This is a genomic window from Streptomyces sp. CA-249302, from assembly GCF_050936785.1.
GTDB lineage: Bacteria > Actinomycetota > Actinomycetes > Streptomycetales > Streptomycetaceae > Streptomyces.
Genome location: NZ_JBNJMG010000001.1, coordinates 10,442,365 through 10,466,235, shown reverse-complemented (window position 1 = coordinate 10,466,235; position 23,871 = coordinate 10,442,365). Strand labels below are relative to the sequence as shown.

Here is a 23,871-nt window from a genome sequence, read left to right as displayed (position 1 = left end):
GTGCCCTGCGGAGTTCGGCCAGGTGCCTGACGGCGGCGCGCACGCGGCTGGTCAGTCGTGCGGGAACGAATGGTGCTCGTGCGCGATCAGCCAGCGGTCCCGCTCCTTGCGCAGGCCGAAGGTCAGGCGCAGCCGGAGGGTGGGGCGTTCGGCCAGTTCCTCGGGGGTGCCGCAGCGCAGCAGCGCCTGCGCGTAGGCGACGTCGGTGCCGGCGGTGACGTCGAGGGTCTCGATGTCGAAACAGGCTCCCTGGGCCTGCCAATCGAAGAACGGCGGCCAGGTCGCGCGGTAGGCGGCGAGGCCGCGGATGCCCTCGTGCGGCGGCGGCACGTCGAACATCACGACGTCCTCGGTGTGGTCCGCGACGACACCGTCGAGGTCGCCCCGGTGGACGGCCTCGGCCCACCGTGTGATCAGTGCGCGGATCCGCGCTGCGTCGTCGGACACGGCACCGCTCCCTTCGCGTACGGAACTGCCGGTACGGAGACGACTCCCCGCCCGGCCGGAATTCATCGCCGCCGGCCGGGTGACACACTCTCCTCTGTGCCGCTGACATTCGCCGACCTCCTCGCCCGTGCCCGCACCCTCACCCGCGGCGGGCCGCGCGCGATCCTCGGTGTCGCGGGCAGCCCCGGCGCCGGAAAGACGACCCTTGCGGAGCACCTGGTGCGGGAGCTGAACGGCACCGGCGAGCCCTGGGTCGCGCATGTCCCCATGGACGGCTTCCACCTCGCCGACGTACAGCTGGAACGGCTCGGGCTCCGTGACCGCAAGGGCGCGCCGGAGACCTTCGACGCGGCCGGGTACGCGGCGCTGCTGGGCAGGCTGCGCGAGGACTCCCAGGACGTGGTGTACGCGCCCGGCTTCGAGCGGGTGCTGGAGCAGCCGATCGCCGGCGCGGTCGCCGTGGAGCCGACGGCCCGCCTCGTGGTGACCGAGGGCAACTACCTGCTGTTGGAGACGGAGCCGTGGCCCCGCGTCCGCCGCGAGCTCGACGAGGTGTGGTTCTGCGAGCTGGACGAGCAGGAACGGCTGCGCCGTCTGATCGCCCGGCACGAGGAGTTCGGCAAGGGGCACGAGGAGGCGGTGGCCTGGGTGATGCGCAGCGACCAGCCGAACGCCGAGCTGGTCGCCGCGAGCCGGGACAGGGCCGACCTCGTCGTGCCGATCGCGTCTGTGTCCTGGCCGTACGGGCCGTACGAACCGTCCGGGACGCCCTAGGCGCGCAGGGTCAGCCCCGGCTCCCCGTGCTCGTCCGCCGCGCCGAGCACCGCGGTGAAGGCAGCCGACCGTACGGTCAGCCCCTCCTCGCCGCGGGTGACCTCGACCGCGAACGGCTCCGCCGAGCCGTATTGCACGGCGAACACATGCAGGTCGTCCGGCGCGTCCGCGATCGGGCCCGCCTCCAGGGCCGTCGAGCCGACCAGGTGACGCCAGCCCTCGTCGGGGTTGCCGTAGCCGCGCGGGTCGGCGGCGAGCGCGAACGCGGCCTGTTCCTGGAGGAGTTCGGAGCGCGCGTCGAAGTACTCCGGGCCCTCCTCCTGCGGGTGGGTCAGCCGCAGCTCGCCCGCCGACGCCACCGCTCCCTCGGCCGTACGACGGACCCGGTCGCCGTCGTCGGCCGCGTACGGGAGACCGGCGAGGAGGTACGGGTCTCCGGGGAGACGTTCGACGGCGACCGTCGTCCAGAGGGTCGTGCCGTCGGTGACGTAGAGGGACCGCACGTGCCGCAGGACGTGGTCTCGGCCGACGACGGGCTTGGTGACCAGCTTCGCCGTCAGGCCGTCGGTGCGCAGGTCCCGTACCCGCACCTCGCCCATGGGACGGCAGTACACGAAGCCGTCGACCACCGGGCCGAAGCCGTGCTGGCGGTCGACGGCGGCGGGCAGGTAGTAGGTGCCGTCGGCCTCGATGACCGCGGGGGTCATACGGCTGTCGAAGGCCACCGAGACCGTTCCGGCGCGCAGTTGGTGCCGCGCGGATTCCTTCGACGGCTCGCGGTGCCATTGCGTCGCGTCCTGGATCTGCCAGACCAGCATCCAGGCGAAGTGGCCGTCGACCCCGCCGTCCGCCTTGGCCGCGTGCCGGGCCCAGCGGCTGTCGCCCCGGTAGCGGCCCAGGTCGGAGCCGATCCGGGCGCCGAAGTAACGCAGGCCGAGGACCGACTCGAAGGCGGAGTGCTGCTCGCTGTAGCGCGGTCCGCCGTTGTCGAAGCCGCCGTTGGTCAGGCGAGCGTCGATGTAGCGGGCGAGCGCGTCGCCGTCCTCGGCGAAGACCGCCTCGCCGCTGACGCGGTGGGCCTGGGCGAGGAAGGAGAGGGAGATCGGGCTGTAGTTGTTGTCGTAGGCGCCGCCGTGCTCAGGCGGGAGCAGCGCACCACGGTCACTCACTCGGTGGGCGCGGATCTCCTCGTGGTAGAGACTGAGCGCGCGCTCGCGGACAGCCTTCCCTTCGTCTCCGGGCAGTTGGCGGGCCAGCATCAGACCGCCGACCACACAGCCGAGCGCCTGGTTGCCCGCCTCCTGCGGGTTGAAGAAGGTCGCCTCGGTGAGCCAGCGCCAGTAACCGAGCGCCAACTCGCCCAGTTCATAACGGAGTTCGTCGTGGATGACCCGGTCACCCACTTCGACGACATTGACCAGTTGGAGCAGTGCCCACACCGTGCTCGGCCAGTCACCGATCGGATGCGCTCCCGGCTCCAGGACGTAACGGGCGTACGGGAGGCCGGAGTTATGCACCCTGAGGTTCGGGTAGCCGGGGTTATCCTCCGTGAACACCCGCTCACGGAGGTGGAAGCGCAGGCTGCGCAGGACCGCTTCCGGAAGGCGCGGGTCCTGGGTGCGCTGATTGGCCAGTGCCAGCAGGGACGTGATCCCCAGCGAGGTGTCGCCGATGTCGTCGACGCAGTCGGGGTGTTCGAGGTTGCCCTCCGGCGTGAGCCGGGCCAGGGCCTGCTCCACGACGTCCGCGAGGACGGCGTCGTACGCCTCGGGGGTGTCGGGCAGGTCGTGGAGCGGGCCGCGCTGGTGGATGAGGTGCACGTGGAATCAGCCCTTCGGGGTCATACGGCGGGTGCGGACCGGCGGGCGCGCAGCGCGACGGTCAGTGTGTGCGGGCCCTGGCCACCGATGTATACGCGGTTTCCGGTCGTCGCGTCGGTGCCGCCCACCACGGTGTGGTCCTGTCCCGGGTCGTAGCGCAGTACGTCGGTCCGGTCCGGGCCGGCGAGCGGCTCACCCGCCTCGACATGGGCCTCGACCCGGATCTCGTCGTCGCCGACCCGGTAGGTCATCGGCCCGGTCGTCAGGCACCAGCGGCCGTCGCCGAGCGGTACGGCGCCCTGCGGCTCGGCGCCCGGCCGGAAGGTCAGTTCGAGAGCCCAGGGCACCGGCGGGCCGCTGATGGCGATCCGCAGGTCGGCTCCGTCCTCCCGCAGGTCGGCCTCGACTCGGGTCGTGTGGGAGACCTCGTCCTGAGGGCGGTCCGGGAAGGCCATCGCCGCGGAGAAGCGACCCTCGTCCACCAGGCGGTAGGCGCCGTCGTCGCGCCTGTGGTCCTTCGGCAGCGGCTGGTAGTAGGCGGTCGTGAGGGTTTGGGTGAGCCGGTACCGGTGGTCGGCGAGCTGTTCCATGTCGGCGGCGCGGAACGGGCCCAGGTCGAAGAACACCCGCGAGAGGCGGACCGCGTCGAGGACGGCGTCCCCGGCGAACAGGCGCAGGAAGGTGGGGTTGCAGGCGAGGCCCGAGCGGATGCGCCGGTGCTCGGGCACGTCGGAGCCGCCGTACACCACGGTGTGCGCGGTGGCCGAGGCGTGTGCGGCGAGGCGTGCGGTGGGGAGGTACCGGTCGCGCGGGACCTTCTCCGCCTCCGGGGCCGGCAGGACGCGGCTCAGGTCCGGGGTGAGGAGGGTCTGGGCGAGCAGGTCGGGGTCTTCGATGCCGTCGGCGGCCGCCAGGCGGGCCACGCGGGCGAAGTCGCCGCGGCCGGTGCGGATCGAAAGCAGCCGGTAGTGCGGCAGGTAGGGCCACAGCGCGAACGAGAGCTTCTGGTCCTGGCGGCGCGAGTGGACGGTCTCCACCGTGCCGTCCGGCCTGATCAGGTCCAGCGTCGCGGCGAGGTTGCGTTCGACGGCGTCCAGCAGGTCGGTACGCCCGAGCACCTCGGCCAGCAACAGCAGCGACGGGTTGGTCACGATGGACGCGTAGACGGCGCTGCGTTCCGAGTACAGGCCGTCCGTGTCGATGTCGACGCCCTCGGCGAGCCACTCCTCCACGCGGTCGAGGAGCCGACCGTCGGGGAAGGACCGGTGCAGCCGGGCGAGGGCCGCGCTCAGCTCCCAGCGGTGGTTCGGGGTGTGCACCCCACCGGTCAGGAGCCTGGGCGAGGCGGCACCGGCGATCTCGGCGAGGGCCGCCGTGACGTCGTGCAGTTCCGGCCCCGCGCCCACGGCGAGGACGTGCGCGTCGCACACGTCGTTGACGGTGAACGCGGAGTCCGGCGGGGACTGCACGTTGTCGCCACCGGTGAAGAGGCCGGTGCCGGTCTGTACCGATCGCAGGGCGCGCAGGTGGGTCATGGCGGCGGCGACGGCCCGCTCGCTGCCGTGCAGGGCCGACTCCGGGGACCGGTACGCCGCGACCAGCGTCTTCACCCGTCGCGCCAGACCACGGTGCGGCACACCGGCGGGTTCACCGTCGGGGTCGGCCGCCAGCGGGACGGCCGACCGGTCGGCGGCGTGCGCCGCCGCGCGGACGAACTCGTGGTCGAGCGCGGAGGGCAAGGTCAGTCCTTCAGTCCGGCGTTGATGTCGGCGCCCATCACATAGCGCTGGAAGACCAGGAAGATCAGGATCAGCGGGATCATGGAGATGACCGAAGCGCCCAGCAGGACCGACCAGTTGATGTTCTGCGCGCCGACGATGCTCTGGATGCCGATCTGCACGGTGAACTTGTTCGGGTCGTTCAGCATCAGCAGCGGCCAGATGTAGTCGTTCCACCGCCACTGGAAGGACAGGATCGCGAGCGTCAGCATGATGGGCCGGGAGAGCGGCACCATGATCCGCAGGAAGATCGACAGCTCCTTGGCGCCGTCGATGCGTGCGGCTTCCACGAGTTCGTCGGGCACCGTCAGGAAGAACTGGCGGAACATGAAGCAGCCGGTCGCGGTGAGCACGGCCGGGAGGATGATGCCGGCGAACGAGTTGTAGAGGCCGAGGTTGCGGACCACCAGGAACTCGGGGGCGAGCATGACCTCGGACGGCAGCATGGTGGTGGCCAGGATGCAGAGGAAGAAGACCTTGAGCCACTTGTTGTCGTACTTCGCCAGCGCGTACCCGGTGCAGCAGCTGACGCCCACCGTGAGGATCGTCGTGATCACGCACACGATGGTGGTGTTGATGAAGTACTGGGAGAAGTTGGCGCTGTCCCACGCGGCCTTGAAACCCGACAGGGTGGGGTTGTGCGGAACCAGCGTCAGCGGATAGGAGAACAGGTCGCTGGCCGGCTTGAAGGAGCTGAGGACGAACCACAGCACCGGAAACCCGTACAGGCAGGCCATGATCCACAGCAGAGTCGTCGCGGACACCGCCTGCCGGAGCCCACCGCGGGCCGCCGTGCCGGGCCGCTTCTTGGAGACGGCCCGTCGGGGGCCTTTGTCGACCGGGCGCGAGATGTCTGTGGTTGTCATCGGTTCTCCACCCGCCGGTTGACGATCAGCTGGACGATCGCGACGGCCATCAGGATGAGCATGAGCACGAACGACGCGGCGCTCGCGTAGCCGATCTGGCCCCGTTTGAAGCCGGTGTCGTAGATGTACTGGACCATCAGGTTGTTCGACGTTCCGGGTCCGCCGTTGTTGAGGGCGACGAACACCGGGTACTCCTTCATCGCGTTGATCGTGTTGAGCAGGATCACGATGAACGAGGTGGGCGCGATGCTCGGCAGCGTGATGCTGAAGAACTGGCGCCAGGGACCGGCGCCGTCGAGCGAGGCGGCCTCGTAGTACGACACCGGCACGTTCTTGATCGCCGCGATGAACAGCAGCATCGAGAAGCCCGTCCAGGCCCAGGACGCCGCCATGACCACCACGATCAGCGACAGGTCCGCGTTGGACTGCCAGGGGACGGCGCTGCCGCCGAACTTCTCGATGACGTAGTTGACCAGCCCGAAGTTCTCGCCGAACATCCACCGCCACAGGACACCCACGACGATGGGCGACAACAGCCACGGGATGAAGAAGATGACGCGGGCGACCGACCCGCCCTTGGCGTGCTTGCTGACCACCAGGTTGGCCGCGATCAGCGAGACCGCGAAGTTCAGCGGTACGAACAGCACGGCGTACAGCAGCGTCCGGGACAGCGCGTCGTAGAAGGTCGAGTCCCCGAACAGGTTGTGGTAGTTGTCCAGTCCGATGAACTGGAACGCTCCCACGCCGGTGTAGTTCGTGAAGGAGTAGACGAGCCCGATCACCGCCGGCCAGACGAAGAAGAGCGCGAAGAGCACGACGTTGGCCGCGATGAGGACGAGCGGCGCAAGGGTGTACTTACTGCGTCTCCTGGGCGGCCTCACGGACACGTCCGCGGCGCTTTTTGTCATCTTCCTGACTTCCGTGCTGGTGGATGGATTGCTGTGGGCTCGTGCCGTGAGCCCGGCATCACGCCGGTGCCCAGGGCCGGGCGGCGGGGTCGAGACTCCGCCGCCCGGCCCGGTGGCCCGGGATCAGCCGCCGACCTGCTGGTTGTAGCCGGCCACGATGTTCTCCAGGGCCTTGTCGGCCGACTGCTGACCGTTGATCGCCTTGCCGAGCTCCGTCTTGGTCGGGTCCTCGGTGAGGCTCTTGCCCTTCAGCACCCAGTTGGTCTGCGCGCCGTTGAAGTAGCCGGAGATCGGCGCGTAGAGCGGGATCTCCTCGTTGTACAGCTTGAACGCCGCCTGCGCCGCCTCCGACTTGAAGGGGTACGTCGGGTTCAGACCGCTCTCGACCGGCAGGAAGCCGGACGCCTCGCACAGCGTCTTGTAGTGGGCCGGCTCGTACAGCCAGGACAGGAACTTCTTCGCGGCGGTGGCCCCGTCGCTGTTGTTGTTGAAGCCCACCGTCATGCCGCCGCTGTTGACGTCACTCGCCTGCACGGGCTGGGCGGGGGTCGGCACGCTCGCCCAGTCGAACTTCTTGATGCTGTCCGCGAAGGAGGCGACCTGCCACACGCCGGACCAGTAGGCGACCACGTCACCGCTCTGGAACATCGCGGACGGGTCGGCGCCGCTGGTCCACACCGACTTCGGCATGGTCTTGTCGTCGTTCCATCCGACGAAGGTGTTCACGGCCTTCCTGGTCGCCGCGTCCACCGAGAACTTGCCGGAGGAGTCCGCGTGGACGTACTTGCCGCCCATCTCGTACACCATGGCGCGCAGCCGCGACGGCGACTGGTCGAACGTCAGGGAGTACTTGGCGCCGGTCTTCTGGCGCACCTTGTTCGCCGCCGCGATGAACTCGTCCCAGGTCCAGGTCTTCGACGGCGAGGACGGGACGGAGACGCCGGCCTTCTCGAACAGCGACTTGTTGATGAACAGGCCGGACGCGGTGACGTCCGAGGGGATGGACAGCACCTTCCCGGACGAGTCCTTGGCGAGGAAGTTGGCGTTGATCTTGTTCGTCTTGTTGTTGGCGATGGAGCTGAGGTCGATCAGCTTGCTCGACCAGATCGGGTCCAGCGCCGGCACGGCCGCCACGTCGGGCAGGGAGTTCGCCTGCGCGGCGTTGTGCAGCTTCGTGGTGTAGCCGTCGTAGGGGATGTTGACGAGCTTGACCTTGACGCCGGTTTCCTTCTTGTACTGCGCCACCATCTTCTTCCAGCCCGCGTCCTGCCCCGGAACCGTGGAGATCCAGAACGTCAGCGACTTGGACGTACCGCCGGAGCTGCCGCCCGACCCGCAGGCGGAGAGCAGCACGGCACCTGCCGAAACCGCGGCAGCGAGGGGAACCAGGCGGCGCATACCGCCGCGGCCGAGTCGGCGGGAGCGCCGCACACCCACAGTGGTCATCTTCGATCCCATTTCGTGATAGGGGACGGAGCACGGCGCCGATCGAGGCGGCACGGGTGCAGTTTGCAGGAAAATTTGCTTTCCGAGGGCGCGGCCTCGCCCGGCCGCGTCATCCTGGCGGACGAGGGTCCCCGGCCGCTGTGGCCGTCTCCGCACGGGCACGCCCTCGTGCGGTTGCCGTACTTCGAGTACGGGCGGGACGCTCGCCCCAAGCCGGCGTCCCGGCCGACTTAGAAAGCGCTTGTCCGGACATTGGCAGACCGAGTCCGAAACCGTCAATCCTTAGTCCGCGCGCCCTCGGTCACGGTTTGGACTCCTCTGGCGACCGCCAGGCGGGCGGCGCCCACGACGGTGCCGAGATCACCGACCTGGCTGCTGACCACCTCCGTGGGCCAGCTGAGCCGCTCCAGCTCGGCCCGCACACCGGGCAGGAGCTGCGGATACGCGCCCGTACTGCCGCCCAGCACGAGCAGCCCCGGGTCCAGTACGGCGGTCACCGCGGCGGCCAGCCGGCCCACGTCCACGGCGTGCCGGTCGACGACCGCGCGGGCCGTGGCGCTGTCCTGTGCGGCGAGCGTGAAGAGCTGTTCGGCGGTGCGGGGGCAGGAACCGTCGGAATCCGGCCAGGCCTCGGCGGCCCGGCGCAGCAGCGAGCGGGCGCCGATGTACTCCTCCAGGGCCTCGTGGCGGGGCTCCAGGTCGTCGTCCCAGGGATAGGGCAGCCGGGCGAGCTCTCCGGCCGCGCCGTTGGCTCCGGCCAGCACATGACCTCCTACGACGATGCCGAGACCGATACCGACGCCGATCCGCAGATAGCCGAAGGTGTGGCGGCCGCGGGCCGCGCCCTCGTGCAGTTCGGCGAGGGCGGCGCAGTTGACGTTGTTCTCCAGGTGGACGGGGACTCCGGGCGGCAGGGCGACGGCCACCGCGTCGAAGACGGGGCCCGCCTTGGCGGTCGCCGGGCGCACGGTGCCCTCCTCGGCCCGTGCGGTGACGTCACCGACGGCCACGACGATGGTGCGCAGCGGGGCGTCGGCGGGCAGCGAGAAGAGCGCGTCGCGGACCACCTCGGCGGCGTCCTCCCGGGGGCCGGTGGCCTCGGCGAGCAGGGTGCCGTCCAGGGCGCAGCCACGGACCCGGGTGAGGGCCGGTCCGAGGTCGACGGCGAGCACGGCACCCGCGGCCGGGCCGAGGCGGTATACGGCGGCGCTGCGGCCCGTGCCGCTGGAGGCGGTGCCGGAGTGCGCGGCGAGGTGGACGCCCTCCAGTTCGGCGACGGCGGAGGAGACCGTCGGTTTGGACAGCCGCGCGAGGCTCGCGAGCTGCGGCCGGGTCGCGGTGCCGGCCTGGGCCAGCACCGCGAACACGGCGCTCGCGCTCTCGGTCAGACGGGGGGCTCTTGCCACGTCGTGTTCCACAGTTCCCCCAGGTGACGGGCCGCTCCCCCGGGCCGGTCGGCCCGACTGGAAGCGGCGGTGGGTTGCCCTGGCGCCATGCGTACCCGACCCGGAACCGAGGCCCGGAAAGCCGAGTGCGCGACGCCTATTGACACGCACTGTACTTCGTTAGTTAACTTCCTAACGAACGTCACGGTACTCGCCTGCCGTGGTCCGTCAGAAGCCCGTCCCGGGGCTTCCCTACTTCATCAACTGCCCTGCCTCCAGGCACGGTTCGCCCACCGTCGCAGCACACAGCGCACCGACGAAAGAGGTTCCGTGCAGGACACCGCAACCCTGGTGGTCGGCATCGACGTGGGCGGCACGAAGACCCAGCTCCGCGCGTTCGCGGGCGACACTCTCGTGGCCGATCACGTCCGTTCCAGCAGCGGCTGGCGGCCGCACGACCCCGTGGCCGCCGCCGGCTGGCTGGCCGCGCTGGCCGTCGACGCCCTGCCCGCGGGCATCCGCCCGTCGGCCGTGGCCGTGGGCGGACACGCCTGTGAGACCCCGCGCCAGTGCGCGCAGATCCGTACCGCCCTGCAACTGCACTTCGACGCGCCCGCGCTGGTCGTGGGCGACGCCGAACTGCTGGCCCCCGCCGCCGGATTGGACAAGGGGGTCGGTCTGGTGGCCGGCACCGGTTCGGTCGCGGTGGGCCGGCTCGCCGACGGGACTTCCGTCCAGGTGGGCGGCTGGGGCGCGGTCCTCGGCGACGAGGGCGGCGCGGCCGGTCTCGTGCGCGAGGCCGCGCGGGCCGTATGGGCCGCCCACGACCGCGGTGAGCGGCCGGACGAACTCGCCCTGGGGCTCATCGCCTCGTTCGACGTCTCCGAAGTGCCCGCGCTCGGGGCCGCGTTGGAGAGCGCCACGGACGTGTCCGCCGAGTGGGGCCGGCACGCGCCGGTCGTCTTCTCGGCCGCCGAGGCGGGCTCCGCGCTCGCCCTGGGCGTGATCGCCGACGCCGGACGGTCCCTGGCCGCGCTCGTGGCACGGCTCGCCGCGCGCGAAGTCGCCGTGGACGACGTGGTGGTGGCGGGCGGCACGATCCTCGCCCAGTCCGCGCTGTACGACGCGTTCGTGTCCTCGCTCGCCGAAACCGTGCCCGGCGCCCGCCCGCAACCGCTGCGCGTGCCGCCGGTCGAAGGCGCGGTGGCTCTGGCGCGTTCGATCCTGTGAACCCGTCGGGCCGCGTTCACGCAGCCGACACGTCCCGGTCGCCGGTCCCTCCCCGACGGGTCAGGACACGGCCGTAGATCTTCGCTCAAAGCTTCACGGGACGCACCGGAATCTCACATCTCACGCGTCCCATCCAGCACCTCCGATCGCACGATCTCCCCCGGCCGTACGGCCGAAGAACTCAAGAGAGGCACACGCATGCCGTCACCCGCCGGGCACCGCTCCTCCTCGTCGGCCGGCCGCACCGCCGTCGGCCGACGGGGTTTCCTCAAGACCTCCCTGGGCGCCTCCGCCGGGGTGATGGCGGCGCCCACCTTCGTCTCCTGGCTGGCCGCCGCCGACGCCAAGGCCGCCACGAGCCCCGCCGCGTTCGTCGACGACTACAAGACGAACGTCCTGACGAACCTCACGCCCGAGACCAACGCGGTCGTCCGGATCCTCGGCGGCTTCGCCCTGATCTGGAAGACGGGCGGTGCCTGGAACACCGGCACGCCGCTGATGCCGGAGATACTGCGCGCCAACATGAGCTACTGCGCCCGGATCACCGGGGCGCGCACGGACGCGCAGGCGAAGGAAGCGTTCATCTACGACCGCCAGCACCAGAGTTACGCGATGATCGCGGCCCTGGGGCCGCTGGCCGACCTGTACAAGTCGGGCGCCAAGGCGGTCACTTCGATCACCAGCGCTCCCGACTCCACGCCGGCGACCACGATCAGCGACGCGGTGCCCGCGGACGCCCCGGCCGGTTCCGCGCTGGGCGCCGGTTCGCACGACTCGGCGCTCGGCAAGGTGGCCGAGCTGGTCGACACGGTGCGCGGCCCCTACGCCTCGGGCAACCCGGGCAAGTACGCCTTCCAGTACCCGCGTCCGTGGCGGATGAACGAGGACAGCGTGGTCATCGACACGGGTGCGAAGGACGCCCTCGGCTTCCCGGTGTACGACTCGAAGGTGATCGTCGCGCCCCAGCTGCTGCGCCAGCGCGGCACCTCCCCCACGGACGACGGCGGCTTCCCCAGCGGCCACACCAACGCCTTCCACCTGGCCTGCCTGGCGTACGCGTACGCGGTGCCCGAGCGCTTCCAGGAGCTGGTGACGCGGGCCTTCGAGCTGAGCCACACCCGGATCATGGCGGGCATGCACAACACGGTCGACGTCCTCGGCGGCCGCATCATGGCCACCGCCCTCGCCGCCGCCACGCTGGCCGACACCGCGAACGCCGACCTCAAGGCGGCCGCCCGCGCCCAGGCCCTGGCCTACTTCACACAGCAGACCGGCACGACCGCCGACACCCTGTTCGCCTACGCCCACCAGGCCACCGGCGACGCCTACGCGGACCGGGACACCAACGCCCGCGCGGTCGAGCCCAAGCTGACGTACGTGCTGACCCGCCGCGGCCGCAGCGAGTCGCTGACCGTGCCCAAGGGCGCGGAGGTGCTCCTCGAGACGCGGCTGCCGTACCTGGACGCGGAGCAGCGCCGCGAGGTGCTGCGCACGACCGCGCTGCCTTCGGGGTACGTGCTGCTCGACGGCTTCGAGCAGTGGGGGCGGCTCAACCTGTTCGCCGCGGCGGACGGTTACGGCGCCTTCGACTGCGATGTCACGGTGACGCTGGACGCGGCGGCGGGCGGCTTCGGCGCGGCCGACAGCTGGCGCAACGACATCGACGGCGACGGCGGGCTGACCAAGAAGGGCACCGGCACGCTCACCCTGGCCGGGCACAACAAGTACACCGGCGGCACCGTGGTCGCGGGCGGCGTCCTGGCCACCACTTCCTCGCACGCGCTGGGCCACGGCGACGTGCGCGTGAAGGGCGGCACGCTGCGGCTGGGCACCCCGGTCCAGGTGCACGGCCAGTACTCCCAGGAGAACTCCACGCTGGACGTGACGCTCCGGTCGGGCCACGAGCCCGCCCTGGAGGTCACCCGGCGCGCCCTGCTGGGCGGCGGCAGCGTGCTGTCGCTGCGGCTCGACGCCGACAAGCCGCCGACGGCGGGCAGCACGGTGCGCGTCCTCGCCGCCGCGCAGCTGCGCGGCCAGTTCGACCGGGTGGAGCTGAACTCGGACCGCCTGCGGGCCGTACCCGTCTACACGACGGAAGGTCTGTCGGTACGACTCCTGAAGCGGTGACGCCCCCGGCGGCGGGACTGATGCGACAGTAGGCGCATGCGGCGCCTCGACGATCACTCCCGCCGCCCCGCGGCCGGTGACACCGCGGGGCGGAAGATGGCGCACGAACAGCACTCGGTCCTCGATCCCGAGACCACCGACGACCACCCGGCCCGCGACGGCGCGGAACACCCTCCGCCGTCGACGACACCCGCCCGGCCGTCCCCCCGCCCCGCGCGGCGCTGGCTGGTGCCGCTCCTCGTGGTGCTGCTGCTCGGCCAGATGGCCGCCGCCATGGTCACCTCCGCCGTGCAGGAGACACCGACGATCGACGAGCCGATCTACGTCGCCACGGCCGCCGACTACCTCCACGAGCACCGCGTCCGCCTCAACCCCGAGCACCCGCCGCTCGGCAAGCTGGTGATCGCCGTCGGGGTGGCGATCGCTCACCCGCACGTCGACACGGCGTACCGGGGCGACCAGAGCGAGTTCGGCCGGCATCTGCTGTACGAGTCGGGCAACGACCCCTGGCGGCTGATGTTCTGGGCCCGCCTCCCGATGATCGTGCTGACGCTCCTGTTCGGGCTCGTGGTCTTCGCCTTCGCTCGTGAACTGGCGGGCGCCGCCGCCGGGTTGGTGGCCCTGGCCCTGTACGCCTTCTCCCCCGACGTCATCGCGCAGGGCTCGCTGGCCGCCCTCGACGTGCCCGCGGCCGGGTTCGTGCTGACGTCGGCCTGGCTGCTGTGGCGGGCACGCCGACGGCCGAGGCTGTACGTCCCGCTCGCCGGGGCGGCGCTGGGGGCGGCGCTGGCCACCAAGATGAGCGTGCTGCCGGTGATTCCGGTGCTGTTGGGGCTGGCCGCCTGGTCGGTGTGGCGGGCGGGCCCCGCCGACCGGCGCAGGGCGCTGCTGCGGGCGGCCTCGGCGGCGGCCGTCGTCGCGGTGGTGGCCGTGGCCGTCGTATGGGCGTCGTATCTCGTGGTCGATCCGCGGCTGCGCTGGTCGCCGGAGCAGCAAGTACCCGCCGTGCACGGGATCAAGGGGCTGCTCGTGCGGTTGCTGCCTTTCCCGGAGTCCTACCGGGACGGGATGCGCATCCAGTTCGGCCTGGAGAACTACCCGTGGCAGGGCTTCCTGTTCGGGCATCTCTACACGGGGTCCCGCTGGTACTACCTGCCGGCCGCGCTGCTCGTGAAGACCCCGCTCGGCATGCTCGCGCTCTGGGCCGCCGGGGCCGTGGTGGTGGTGGCGGTACGGCGGCTGCGGCCCGCGGCGCCGTACGTGCTGCTCGCGCCCGGCGTGCTGCTGGCCTCGGCGATGACCGGGTCGCGGGACTTCGGGACGCGGTACGCCGTCTTCGTGCCGATGTTCCTGGCGGTGGCCGCCGGTTGCGCGCTCACCGTGCGGTGGCGGTGGGCGCCGCTCGTCACGGGGGCGCTGGTGGCGTTCGTCGCGGTGAGTTCGGTGCGGACGTTTCCCTACTATCTGCCGTACTCCAACGAGGCGTTCGGCGGTCCGGCCAAGACGCATCTGCGGCTGCACGACTCCAACGTGGACTGGGGCCAGGACCTGGGCCGGCTCGCGGACCGGCTGCGCGAGCGGTACCGGGGCGAGCGGATCTGGCTGGTCTACAAGGGCAGTGGTGTGCCGGCGTACTACGGCATCCACGCGGCCGACCCGCGCAAGGTGCCGCCGGGGCAGGTGCGGGGAGTCCTGGTCGTGTCGGACTCGTCGGTGGCCAAGGCGCAGGGGCGGCTGGCCGCGCTGATCGACAGCAGTCGTCCGATCGACGAGGTCGGGCACTCGATCACCATCTACCGGCGCTGACACAAGCCCGTGACGGGCAACCTGAGGATCCGTCGGGCGGGCCCCCGATGCCCCCGTACAAGCCCTGGTCACGACGGTGTGTGAGCTATGTTGAAGCACTGTGGGAGACAAAGGAGGCGCACCGGTGCCATCGCCGCAGCAGGCACGCGCACAGGCATCCGCCATCACATCGGGCAAGACCGCACCGGAAGTCGAGGCCGCCCCGGCCTCCCAGCTCAGAACCCTCTTCGACCGGCCCCGGCTCTCCCCGGGCCAGCGGCGCATCGCGCAGTACCTGATCGAACACATCACCGAGGCGGCGTTCCTGTCGATCACCGACCTCGCCGAGCGGGTGGGCGTGAGCCAGCCCTCGGTGACGCGGTTCGCCGCGGCGGTCGGCTTCAGCGGCTATCCCGCGCTGCGCGAGAAGCTCCAGTCGATCGCCCTCGGTACGTTGGCCGGGGGTCCGGGCGCAACCGAGGAGAACGGCAGCAACGAGCTCCAGGCGGCGGTCGACGCGGAGATCGAGAACCTGGAGAACCTACGGCGCGACTTCGCCGACCCGGACCAGCTGATCGACATCGGCCGCAAGCTGTCGGCGTCCACGCCGCTCACCGTCCTCGGGCTGCGCATCTCGGTCTCGCTCGCCGAGTACTTCGCCTACGCCGCGCGCCGTATCCACCCGGACGTGCGGCTGGTGACGCGAGGGGGCAGTGTCGCCTACGACGCGCTGTTGCAGTCACGTGAGGCGGGTGGGACGTGGGTGCTGGCGTTCTCGATGCCCCGGCACGCCCAGGAGACGCTCACGGCCGTACGGGTCGCGCGCAGCGCAGGGCTGAAGGTCGCCCTGGTCACCGACCTGGCGCTCGGCCCGGTGGCCGACGAGGCGGACGTCGTCTTCGCCACCGGCACCGGGTCCCGCCTGGTCTTCGACTCCTACGCGGCCCCGGGTGTGATCGCCGCCGCGCTGCTGCAGGCGATGACCGACGCCGATCCGGAGCGCACCCAGGCCCGGCTCGAGGACTACGAGCAGATCTCCGACCAGCACCAGTTCTTCCTGCGCGACTGACCGCCCCGTACCAGGGGGCGCCACCACCCCTTCCAGCTGCCGGTAATTACAAAGGGACCTTTCACAACATTTCGCGCATGAATGTTTTCATACGCCTTGCAAACCGGACGGTATATATAAATACTGCTCACGCGTCACCCGGACACCCGAAGCCGCCGTCTCCTACCCGCGTCGGCGCCGGGGGTGTCCGGTGGGGCCTCGCCTCGTGCGAGCGCCCTTGGCGGTCCCGGTCATCCCCTAGACCGGGACCGCCCGCCCTCGTCGACCACCCCCCACGACGCCGCACACCCGGAAGCGATGAGCATGCAACTGACGACCACGCGTCTGAGCCCGGACTGGCCGTGCCAGGTCAAGGCACCCGGCAGCTACGACTGGGAGCGCTCGGCGGCCAAGTGGCTGCGCGAGCTGGTGCCGGCCCGCTACGCGAGCTATCCGGTGCTGCTCCGCCATCCCGTGCTGCTCGCCCGCCATGCGCACATCCAGGTCCAGCAGGAGATCCGGGTCGCCCGCACCGCCCTGCAGACCGCGCGTGCCGACCTCCCCGCGCTCGGTCTGCCGGAGTCGGTCATCGAACACACCATCAAGCTGTACGCGGCGGAGGTGCTCCAGCTCCAGCACATCGCGCGCAGCGTGCGCGCCGTCAGCCAGGCGCTGGTCGAGTCCGGGCGCTGAGCACGCGAGCCGCAGCGGTCCCAGGTGGTCCCCGGCAGCGGCGGCTGTCCTCCTACGGGTGAAACCCGATCAGGCAAGGCCACGATCGAGGCAGTGCTCCTGTGCAATGCTCGACGCGTGACCAGCGAACCCGCCACACCGGCGGAATCCCGGACCGCGTCGGGCACCCTCGGACCGGCGAAGGTCGTCGCCGGGCAGCGCGCCGAGACGGAGCAGCTCCGGGCCCTGGCCTCTGCGTCGGCCGTCCTGGAGCGGGCCAAGGGTGCGGTGATGGCGCAGACCGGCTGCTCGGCGGACGTCGCGGCCGAGGTACTGCGGCAGCGCGCCGAGGCCGGGCGGCACACCCTGCTCGAGGAGTGCCGGAGCACTCTGCGCAGCCTGGCACCGCCGGCCGGCCCGGTCTCCGATCCGGAGCCCGCCGTCTCCCACGAGTCGCTGGCCGGCATGCTCCAGCACGCCCTGCTCCCGCTGCCCACCCGGCCGGTGCTCCTGGCCGGGCTGCGTGTCGAAGTCGCCTATCTGCCCGAGCAGTCGGGGGTCCACGTCGGCGGTGACTGGTTCAGCGCCATCGAACTGCCGGACGGGGAGGCCCTGTTCGTGGTCGGCGACGTCGCCGGTCACGGCATCAGCGCGGTGGCCACGATGGCGCAGCTGCGGTTCACCGCCAAGGGCATGGTCATCACGGGCTCCTCGCTGACCGGCGCTCTCGCCCGCCTCAACACGCTGTTGCTGCACTCCGGCGATCCGCACGGCACCGCGACCATGGTCCTCGCCCGGTACGACCCGGCCGGGCGCCGGCTGGTGTGGGCGCAGGCCGGTCATCCGCCGCCGCTGCTGCTGCGCGGCGGGCAGGTGCGCCCGCTCGACCGGCCGGGCGGGATGCTGCTCGGCGCGAGCGACGCACCGGTCTTCGAGGAGGCCGAGTGCCGTCTCGAACCCGGGGACCGCGTGATCCTGTACACCGACGGCCTGGTCGAGCGGCCCGGGGAGGGCCTGGACCGGGGGCTCAAGCGGCTCTCCGAGGCGCTCCTCGCCCATGCGACCGACGAGCCGGACACCCTGGCACCCCTGCTCGCCGAGATGCTGGAGGGTGAGCGGCGCGACGACGTGTGCGTCCTCGACATCAGGGTGTCGGCGGATCCGGAGTAACGGCACCGGGGTCGTGCGAGGATCGCTATTCGTCGCCGCGGTGCCGCCAGTACCAGCAGACGCCCGCGACGAGAGCCAGCAGGAAGACGGCGGGCAGGATCAGGCCCGGGATGCGGGAGCCGTTCATGAGCGGGGCCTTCGGGTCGAGCGGGCGGAACGCCGTGTACGTCGGCCCTGAGCCCATGGTGGCGTGCGAAGTCCCGGTCCGCGCCGTGACTTTTCCCATCCGTTGCCGGGCGTTCGAGCACCGGCGCCCGGCGGGGGTCAGCCCGTGCCGGTCCGGGACTCCAGTGCGACCCGGGTGTCGTTGCCGTAGACGCCGGTCTCGTCGCCCCTGATGCCGTACCAGAGCTGGAAGCGGGCCACGGCCTCCTTGAGCGTGGTGTCGTAGGTGCCGTTCGTGGAGCCGTCCTTGTAGACGTCGGGGATACGCAGGAGGCGTTGCTGGAGGTCGGTCACCGCGGCTCCGCTGTCGCCCTCGCGGAGGGTGCCGGCGCCGTCGGGGTCGGCCGGTCCGGTCGCCGTCGCGGTGGGGGTGGATTCGGCGGAGGCGGTCGGGCTGGGGGCCGGGGTGGCGGCCTCGCCGTCCCGGCCGGGCAGCAGCAGGGCGCAGCCGAAGCCGACGAGCGCGGCCGCGCCGACGCCGATCGTGACAGCGGCCCGGCGCAGTCCGGGACCGAACCCGAACCGGCCGCCGCGGGGCCGGGTTCTCCGGTCGTCGGTCCGTACCGGCGGGAGTTCCTCCGTCTCGCCCTCGTCCCAGGAGTGCGGGTCCGGGACGGCGACGGTTTCCAGGTCGCCCCTGCCCTGTTCCATCTCCTTGAACAGCTCCGCGAGGGCGTCGGTGCGGCGCGGCCGCAGTACGCGGATGGGCTCCAGCGGCGGGCGGTCCTGCGGTGACCCGGATCCGGGCGGTGTGGGCACAGTGCTCTCCTTCCGGTCCCGTGACGGGACTCTCCGCCTTCCCCGAGGAGAGATACGCGGCGGCGACCCCGGAGGTTCAGCGGTTCCCACCCCGACAAACGATCAATACGTTCAATTCAGTAGCATGTATTGAGCGTTTGAACGTTGCCGTGCTAGAAACCGCCGACATGACGACTCGTTGGTCACGTCGCGGCTTTCTCGCCGCAAGCACCGGCACCGCTGTCGCGCTTGGGCTCCCGCCCCGGTCGAGCGCCGCTCCGTCCGCCGCCGCTCAAGAGGCGGCAGCGGCGGACGAGTTCACCACCCTGCGGGCGAAGTGGCGCACGCTCGTCCTGGGCGAGGGGTTCAGTCCCACCGCGGAGCCGTTCAAGAGCCGGCTCGCCGAACTGGGTACCACGGCGGCTCAGTTGGAGTCCTCGATGGCGCCGGCGACGGGATCGCTCTGGCCCGACCTGGTGTACGCGGACCCCGATCCGGACACCGACCAGGAGTCCTACGGCTACTCGGGCAACCTTCAGACCAGCTACACCCGGCTCGGCACGCTCGCGCAGGCGTACTGCCAGCAGGGTACGGGACTGACCGGCGACACCGGCCTGCGGGACGCCGTCCTCACCGGGCTCGACCATCTCCACTCCGAGGTCTACAACGCCACCCAGGCCCGCTACGGCAACTGGTACAGCTGGCAGATCGGCGCCCCGCAGCAGCTCCTCGACGTCTGCGTGCTGATGTACGACGCGCTGTCGGCGACACAGATCGCGAACTACCTCGCCGCAGTGGACCACTTCGTGCCCGACTCGGCCGTCTCCACCTACTCCGGGACCAGCACCGGCGCCAACCGGGTCGACCTCTGCCGGGTGCTGGCCCTGCGCGGGGTGGTCGGCGCGAGTTCCGCGAAGATCGCGCTGGCACGGGACGCCCTCTCCCCCGTCTTCCCGTACGTCACCGGCGGCGACGGGCTCTACACCGACGGCTCCTTCATCCAGCACACCACCGTGCCGTACACGGGCTCGTACGGTTCGGTGATGCTGGGCGGGCTCGGGCTGCTGTTCGCGCTGCTGACCGGCTCGACCTGGGAGGTGACCGACACCAACCGGCAGATCGTGTTCGACGCGGTGGAGAACGCGTGGGCGCCCTTCCTCTACAACGGGCTGGTGATGGACGGCGTGGCGGGCCGCGCGATCAGCCGGGGCCTGTCCGCGTCCGACACGAAACAGATCCAGCAGGACGATCACCTGCGTGGTCATCCGATCCTCGCGGCGATCGTTCTGCTCGGTCAGGGCGCGAGCACGACGGAGAACGCTCGCTGGCGCGGGCTGGTGAAGGGCTGGATACAGCGCGACTACTACAGCCCGCCGCTGAGCGACCCGTCGATCAGCCTCACCGGCCTGGCCCGTCTGAAGTCGGTCGTGGACGACACCTCGGTCTCCGCGATCGCCGAGCCGACCGGGCACCGCCTGTTCACCAACATGTCCCGGGCCACCCACCGCAGACCCGGCTGGGCCGCCTCGGTCAGCATGGCCGACCGGCGGATCACCTACTACGAGACCGGCAACGGCGAGAACCTGCACGGCTGGCACACCGGCTCCGGAATGCTCTACTGGTGGGGCGACACCTACGCCAACGGCCAGTACAGCGACGCCTTCTGGCCCACCGTCGACCCGTACCGGCTGCCCGGCAGCACTGCCTCGCGCAAGGTGCTCGCGGACGCGGCGGGCGGCGACTGGGGCGCCTCGCTGCCGGACGTGAACTGGGTGGGCGGGGCCACGGACGGCACCCGGGCCGCGATCGGCCAGTACCTGAAGGGACTTCAGTCCACCCTGATGGCGAAGAAGTCGTGGTTCTGTCTGGACGACTCGATCGTCTGCCTCGGCGCGGGCATCAAGTGCACCGACGGCACGGCCGTGGAGTCCACGATCGAGAACCGCAACCTCGGCCCCACCGGAAGCCACTCCTTCACGGTCGACGGCACCGCCTACTCCGCCACCTATCCCTGGTCGCAGACCTTCACCGGCGCCGCCTGGGCGCACATCGGCGGCATGGGCGGCTACGTCTTCCCGGGCGGTGCCACGTTCAACGCGCTCAGGGACTCGCGTACGGGCACCTGGAGCGCCATCAACACGGGCGGCTCCACGACGGCCGTCACCCGCAAGTACCTGACCATGTACGTCGATCACGGCACCGATCCGACCGCCGGCACCTACTCCTACCTGCTGATGCCCGGCGCCACCGCGGCACAGACCCAGGCGCGGGCCGCCGCCACGGGCTGGCTGAGCGTGCTCGCCAACACCGACAACCAGCAGGGCGTCGCCGTGCCCTCGCTCGGCTTCACCGGCGTCAACTTCTGGTTCGGCGGAACGGTCGGAACGCTCACGGCGAGCAATCCGTGCTGCGTGCTGATCACCGAGAGGAGCGACGGGACCGCCGTGATCTGTGTGAGCGATCCGATGCGGATGCAGACGAGCCTGACGCTCACCTGGAACCGGGCGGTGTCCGCGGTGACGTCCAAGCCGTCCACCGTGACCTCGGCGACGACCGGTTCGGCGCTGACGCTCACCTTCGGCGACCTGAGCGGCACGGCGGGCGTCACCCAGAAGACCACCGTCGAGCTGGGCTGAGGCGGCGCACGGCAGCACCTCGACGAAGGGTCCGTACAATTTGAGGTCGAACGACCGCGTCGCCTTCGGAACGGGTGCGGTCCTGTCGGAACGACCGAAGGAGCCGCTGTGCCCGGCCATCGATCCATCACCGAAGCCGAGAAGCTCGCCGCGGCGAAGCTGGGCGGCTTCCCGCTCCGCCGGGACCAGATGGCGGCCGTCGCGAACATCTACCGGGCGGCCTCCGCGGTCCGGCAGCACCTGGAGAACTCCGTGCTGCGCGGTTCGGACCTGACCTGGACGGCGTTCGTGGTGCTGTGGGTGGTGTGGGTGTGGGGCGAGTCGGAGACCCGGCACGTCGCCGAGGAGGCGGGGATCTCCAAGGGCACGCTCACCGGCGTGGCCCGCACCCTGGAGTCACGGGGTCTGCTGCGCCGGGCGGGCCATCCGACGGACGGACGGCTGGTGCTGCTGAGCCTCACCGAGAAGGGCGAGGAACTGATGCAGCGCGTGTTCCCGGCCTTCAACGAGGAGGAGTCCTTCGTCACCGAGCGCCTCAGCGACGCCGAGTGCCGCAGCCTCGCGGAGGGGCTGCGGGAGGTCGTGCTCCAGGTCGAGGAGCACGGCGAGGAGCGCCGCCGCACGCTGCTGGGCGGCGCGGAGCCCGCCCCGCGGCGCAGCGGACGCCGGCCGAAGGCCTGAGCGTCAGCCGCGGGCCGCACGCACCAGGGCGTCGAACAGGCCCTGCTGGGCCGGGTCTTCGTGTGCGGTGTCCTCGGGGTGCCACTGTACGGCGGTGAACCAGCCGCGGGCGGTGGGGAGTTCGAGTCCCTCGACGGTGCCGTCGGCCGCGCCGGCGGTGACCGCGAGCCCCTCGCCCCGGCGGCCGACGCGCTGGTGGTGGTAGCAGGACGCGTCGGTCTTCTCCGCCCCGGCGGCAAGGGCAACGGTCGATCCCGGCTCCAGGGTGACCGGGTGCACGACGTGCCGGTGGTCGCGGCCGGGGCCGCCCATGTCCTGGTCCAGGGTGCCCCCGAGGGCGACGTTGACGACCTGGAGGCCTCGGCAGATCGCCAGCAGCGGGATACCCGACTCCAGGGCCTGACGGGCGACTTCGAGGTCGAAGGCGTCCTGGACTTCGTCGACGTCGTAGACGCTGTCGTGGGTGTCGTCGACGCTGTAGCGGTGCGGGGCGAGGTCGCCGCCGCCGGGAAGCAGGACGCCGTCGAAGCGGGCGAGACGTTCGGCCACGCCGCCGGGAGCGGGGTGGATGCTCGCCGGTTCGCCGCCCGCCCGCCACACCGCCTCGATCAGCGCGCGGGCGTTGACCTCTGCGGCGTACCGCAGTGCGGAGGTGGTGGCGGAGAAGCGGGCCGGGATCGCGATGAGGGGCCGGGTCACAGCTGGATCCAGGTGGTCTTGAGCTCGGTGTACTTCTCGATGGCGTGTACGGACTTGTCGCGCCCGTTGCCCGACTGCTTCACCCCGCCGAAGGGGACGGTCAGGTCGCCCTCCTCGTAGCAGTTGACCCAGACCGTGCCGGCCTTCAGTTGCCGCGCGACCCGGTGCGCGGTGCTCAGGTCGGAGGTCCACAGGCCGGCGGCGAGGCCGTACTCGGTGGCGTTGGCGAGCCGTACCGCCTCGTCGAGGTCGTCGAAGGGGAGCACGGACAGGACGGGGCCGAAGATCTCCTCGCGGGCCAGCCGCATCGCCGGGTCGACGCGGTCGAAGACGGTGGGTTCGAGATACGACCCTCCCGTGTCCGCGCGGATGCGGTCGCCGCCGGTACGCAGCCGGGCGCCCTCGGTGCGGCCGGTGCCGATGTGGTCGAGGACGCGGGCGAGGTGGCTCTCGCCGACCAGGGCGCCCATCTCGGTGGCCGGGTCGAGGGGGTCGCCGACGCGCAGTTCGCGGGCCCGGCGGACGACGGCCTCGGTGACCTGCTCGGCGATCGAGGAGTGGACGAGGAGACGGGAGGGTGCGGTGCACATCTCGCCCTGGTTGAAGAAGATGCCCCAGGCGGCGGTGGCTGCGGCCTTCTCCAGGTCGGGGGCGTCCGGGAGGACGATGTTGGGCGACTTGCCGCCGAGTTCGAGCCAGACGCGCTTGAGGTTGGAGTCGGCCGCGTAGTGCAGGAAGTGGCGGCCGACGGCGGTGGAGCCGGTGAAGGCGAGCACGTCTACGTCGGGGTGGAGGCCCAGGGCCCGCCCTGCCACGGGCCCGTTGCCGCCCACGACGTTGAGCACGCCTGGCGGGAGTCCGGCCTGGGTGGCCAGGCGGGCGAGCAGGAGCGCGGAGAGCGGGGAGTTCTCAGACGGTTTCAGTACGACCGTGCAGCCGGCGGCCAGCGCCGGGGCGACCTTCCAACCGGCCAGCGTCAGCGGGAAGTTCCACGGCACGACCGCGCCGACGACGCCGGCGGGTTCGCGGGTGACGAGGGCGAGGGCGTCGGGGGCGGTGTGCGGGGACTCGTCGGTGAGCTTGTCGGCGAGCTGGCCGTACCAGCGGAAGGTACTGATGGCGGCGCGCAGTTCGATGTCGTGGGCGTCGGTGATGGGTTTGCCCATCTCCAGGCTCACGGTGAGGGCCAGCAACTCCCGTTGTTCTTCGAGGAGTTCGGCGAGGCGGACGAGGACGCGGCCGCGTTCGGCGGGCGCCAGCCGGGGCCACGGCCCGGTGTCGAAGGCGCGGCGGGCGGCCGCCACGGCGGCGTCGATCTCGGCCGGGCCGGCGTCGGCGACCTGGGCGATCACCTGGCCGTCCCGGGGCGAGACGACCGCGAAGGTGCCGCCGCCACCCGGCTCGTCGGTTCCGTCGATGTGGTGGGCGCCGTTGACCTCCAGCGCCTTGGCCCGGCGGAGCCACTCGTCGTGGGTGACGGCAGGCATGGGTTTCCT

General features: G+C 71.3%; 19 protein-coding genes and 2 pseudogenes. 10 read left to right on the top strand and 11 right to left on the bottom strand.

Annotation, left to right across the window (positions count from 1 at the left end; genetic code table 11):
* Nucleotides 1-51: 51 nt before the first annotated feature.
* Nucleotides 52-447 (bottom strand): YybH family protein, encoded by a 396-nt coding sequence (locus ACQEWB_RS47370; RefSeq protein WP_432842749.1) that lies wholly within the window; start codon nucleotides 445-447, stop codon nucleotides 52-54.
* Nucleotides 448-543: 96 nt separating this feature from the next.
* On the opposite strand from ACQEWB_RS47370, the gene ACQEWB_RS47365 reads away from it, so the two are divergent.
* Nucleotides 544-1,221 carry a nucleoside/nucleotide kinase family protein gene (locus ACQEWB_RS47365; RefSeq protein WP_432842747.1) on the top strand — a complete coding sequence of 226 codons (678 nt, stop codon included), beginning with the start codon at nucleotides 544-546 and terminating at the stop codon, nucleotides 1,219-1,221.
* Here ACQEWB_RS47365 and ACQEWB_RS47360 read toward each other — a convergent pair.
* From ACQEWB_RS47360 to ACQEWB_RS47335, 6 genes are all read right to left on the bottom strand, one after another.
* Complete coding sequence (locus ACQEWB_RS47360; protein WP_432842745.1) at nucleotides 1,218-3,041, bottom strand: hypothetical protein; 1,824 nt, start codon at nucleotides 3,039-3,041, stop codon at nucleotides 1,218-1,220. The two genes, ACQEWB_RS47365 and ACQEWB_RS47360, sit on opposite strands and share 4 nt — an antisense overlap.
* Nucleotides 3,042-3,061: 20 nt before the next feature.
* Nucleotides 3,062-4,780, bottom strand: a complete 1,719-nt coding sequence (locus ACQEWB_RS47355; protein WP_432842743.1) for a hypothetical protein — start codon at nucleotides 4,778-4,780, stop codon at nucleotides 3,062-3,064.
* A 2-nt stretch (nucleotides 4,781-4,782) separates the two neighbouring features.
* Complete coding sequence (locus ACQEWB_RS47350; protein WP_432842741.1) at nucleotides 4,783-5,685, bottom strand: carbohydrate ABC transporter permease; 903 nt, start codon at nucleotides 5,683-5,685, stop codon at nucleotides 4,783-4,785.
* Nucleotides 5,682-6,593, bottom strand: coding sequence for a carbohydrate ABC transporter permease (locus ACQEWB_RS47345; protein WP_432842739.1), 912 nt, complete (start codon nucleotides 6,591-6,593; stop codon nucleotides 5,682-5,684). Before ACQEWB_RS47345 ends, ACQEWB_RS47350 begins: the two co-directional genes overlap by 4 nt.
* Before the next feature lie 123 nt (nucleotides 6,594-6,716).
* Nucleotides 6,717-8,039: an ABC transporter substrate-binding protein gene (locus ACQEWB_RS47340; RefSeq protein ID WP_432842737.1), complete on the bottom strand. Its 1,323-nt coding sequence runs from the start codon at nucleotides 8,037-8,039 to the stop codon at nucleotides 6,717-6,719.
* Nucleotides 8,040-8,314: 275 nt separating this feature from the next.
* Complete coding sequence (locus ACQEWB_RS47335; RefSeq protein WP_432842735.1) at nucleotides 8,315-9,445, bottom strand: ROK family protein; 1,131 nt, start codon at nucleotides 9,443-9,445, stop codon at nucleotides 8,315-8,317.
* A 309-nt stretch (nucleotides 9,446-9,754) separates the two neighbouring features.
* On the opposite strand from ACQEWB_RS47335, the gene ACQEWB_RS47330 reads away from it, so the two are divergent.
* From ACQEWB_RS47330 to ACQEWB_RS47300, 7 genes and pseudogenes are all read left to right on the top strand, one after another.
* A complete protein-coding gene (locus ACQEWB_RS47330) occupies nucleotides 9,755-10,654 on the top strand; it encodes a BadF/BadG/BcrA/BcrD ATPase family protein (RefSeq protein WP_432842733.1) in 900 nt (299 codons plus the stop codon).
* Between the two features lie 198 nt (nucleotides 10,655-10,852).
* Nucleotides 10,853-12,781 carry a phosphatase PAP2 family protein gene (locus ACQEWB_RS47325; protein WP_432842731.1) on the top strand — a complete coding sequence of 643 codons (1,929 nt, stop codon included), beginning with the start codon at nucleotides 10,853-10,855 and terminating at the stop codon, nucleotides 12,779-12,781.
* Between the two features lie 36 nt (nucleotides 12,782-12,817).
* Complete coding sequence (locus ACQEWB_RS47320; RefSeq protein WP_432842729.1) at nucleotides 12,818-14,587, top strand: phospholipid carrier-dependent glycosyltransferase; 1,770 nt, start codon at nucleotides 12,818-12,820, stop codon at nucleotides 14,585-14,587.
* Between the two features lie 124 nt (nucleotides 14,588-14,711).
* Nucleotides 14,712-15,635: a MurR/RpiR family transcriptional regulator gene (locus tag ACQEWB_RS47315; RefSeq protein ID WP_432842727.1), complete on the top strand. Its 924-nt coding sequence runs from the start codon at nucleotides 14,712-14,714 to the stop codon at nucleotides 15,633-15,635.
* A 297-nt stretch (nucleotides 15,636-15,932) separates the two neighbouring features.
* The gene (locus ACQEWB_RS47310) at nucleotides 15,933-16,307 is read left to right on the top strand and encodes a hypothetical protein (RefSeq protein ID WP_432842725.1); all 375 of its coding nucleotides are present in this window, start codon (nucleotides 15,933-15,935) and stop codon (nucleotides 16,305-16,307) included.
* 24 nt (nucleotides 16,308-16,331) lie between these two features.
* A pseudogene (locus ACQEWB_RS47305) lies at nucleotides 16,332-16,649 on the top strand (ANTAR domain-containing protein); the annotation flags it as partial.
* A gap of 93 nt (nucleotides 16,650-16,742) precedes the next feature.
* Nucleotides 16,743-17,456: pseudogene (locus tag ACQEWB_RS47300) on the top strand (PP2C family protein-serine/threonine phosphatase); the annotation flags it as partial.
* Nucleotides 17,457-17,481: 25 nt separating this feature from the next.
* Here ACQEWB_RS47300 and ACQEWB_RS47295 read toward each other — a convergent pair.
* Together ACQEWB_RS47295 and ACQEWB_RS47290 are read right to left on the bottom strand one after the other, a co-directional pair.
* Entirely contained in the window at nucleotides 17,482-17,640 is a 159-nt protein-coding gene (locus tag ACQEWB_RS47295; RefSeq protein ID WP_432842723.1) for a hypothetical protein, read from the bottom strand.
* Between the two features lie 80 nt (nucleotides 17,641-17,720).
* Nucleotides 17,721-18,380 carry a peptidoglycan-binding domain-containing protein gene (locus ACQEWB_RS47290; protein WP_432842721.1) on the bottom strand — a complete coding sequence of 220 codons (660 nt, stop codon included), beginning with the start codon at nucleotides 18,378-18,380 and terminating at the stop codon, nucleotides 17,721-17,723.
* Nucleotides 18,381-18,547: 167 nt separating this feature from the next.
* Between ACQEWB_RS47290 and ACQEWB_RS47285 the strand changes: the two genes are divergently transcribed.
* Both ACQEWB_RS47285 and ACQEWB_RS47280 read left to right on the top strand, forming a co-directional pair.
* Entirely contained in the window at nucleotides 18,548-20,995 is a 2,448-nt protein-coding gene (locus tag ACQEWB_RS47285; protein WP_432842719.1) for a polysaccharide lyase 8 family protein, read from the top strand.
* A gap of 108 nt (nucleotides 20,996-21,103) precedes the next feature.
* Nucleotides 21,104-21,676, top strand: coding sequence for a MarR family winged helix-turn-helix transcriptional regulator (locus ACQEWB_RS47280; protein WP_432842717.1), 573 nt, complete (start codon nucleotides 21,104-21,106; stop codon nucleotides 21,674-21,676).
* A 3-nt stretch (nucleotides 21,677-21,679) separates the two neighbouring features.
* On the opposite strand, the gene ACQEWB_RS47275 is transcribed toward ACQEWB_RS47280, so the two are convergent.
* Entirely contained in the window at nucleotides 21,680-22,375 is a 696-nt protein-coding gene (locus ACQEWB_RS47275; RefSeq protein WP_432842715.1) for a gamma-glutamyl-gamma-aminobutyrate hydrolase family protein, read from the bottom strand.
* Entirely contained in the window at nucleotides 22,372-23,862 is a 1,491-nt protein-coding gene (locus ACQEWB_RS47270) for an aldehyde dehydrogenase (protein ID WP_432842713.1), read from the bottom strand. The genes ACQEWB_RS47275 and ACQEWB_RS47270 overlap by 4 nt, the downstream gene beginning before the upstream one ends.
* Between the last annotated feature and the right edge of the window lie 9 nt (nucleotides 23,863-23,871).

Excerpts from the sequence above, each read along its gene's own strand:
- ACQEWB_RS47350 (WP_432842741.1), bottom strand. The coding sequence starts at position 5,685 with ATGACAACCACAGACATCTCGCGCCCGGTCGACAAAGGCCCCCGACGG.
- ACQEWB_RS47345 (WP_432842739.1), bottom strand. The coding sequence starts at position 6,593 with ATGACAAAAAGCGCCGCGGACGTGTCCGTGAGGCCGCCCAGGAGACGC.
- ACQEWB_RS47340 (WP_432842737.1), bottom strand. The coding sequence starts at position 8,039 with ATGACCACTGTGGGTGTGCGGCGCTCCCGCCGACTCGGCCGCGGCGGT.
- ACQEWB_RS47325 (WP_432842731.1), top strand. The coding sequence starts at position 10,853 with ATGCCGTCACCCGCCGGGCACCGCTCCTCCTCGTCGGCCGGCCGCACC.
- ACQEWB_RS47320 (WP_432842729.1), top strand. The coding sequence starts at position 12,818 with ATGCGGCGCCTCGACGATCACTCCCGCCGCCCCGCGGCCGGTGACACC.
- ACQEWB_RS47310 (WP_432842725.1), top strand. The coding sequence starts at position 15,933 with ATGAGCATGCAACTGACGACCACGCGTCTGAGCCCGGACTGGCCGTGC.
- ACQEWB_RS47295 (WP_432842723.1), bottom strand. The coding sequence starts at position 17,640 with ATGGGCTCAGGGCCGACGTACACGGCGTTCCGCCCGCTCGACCCGAAG.
- ACQEWB_RS47285 (WP_432842719.1), top strand. The coding sequence starts at position 18,548 with ATGACGACTCGTTGGTCACGTCGCGGCTTTCTCGCCGCAAGCACCGGC.
- ACQEWB_RS47270 (WP_432842713.1), bottom strand. The coding sequence starts at position 23,862 with ATGCCTGCCGTCACCCACGACGAGTGGCTCCGCCGGGCCAAGGCGCTG.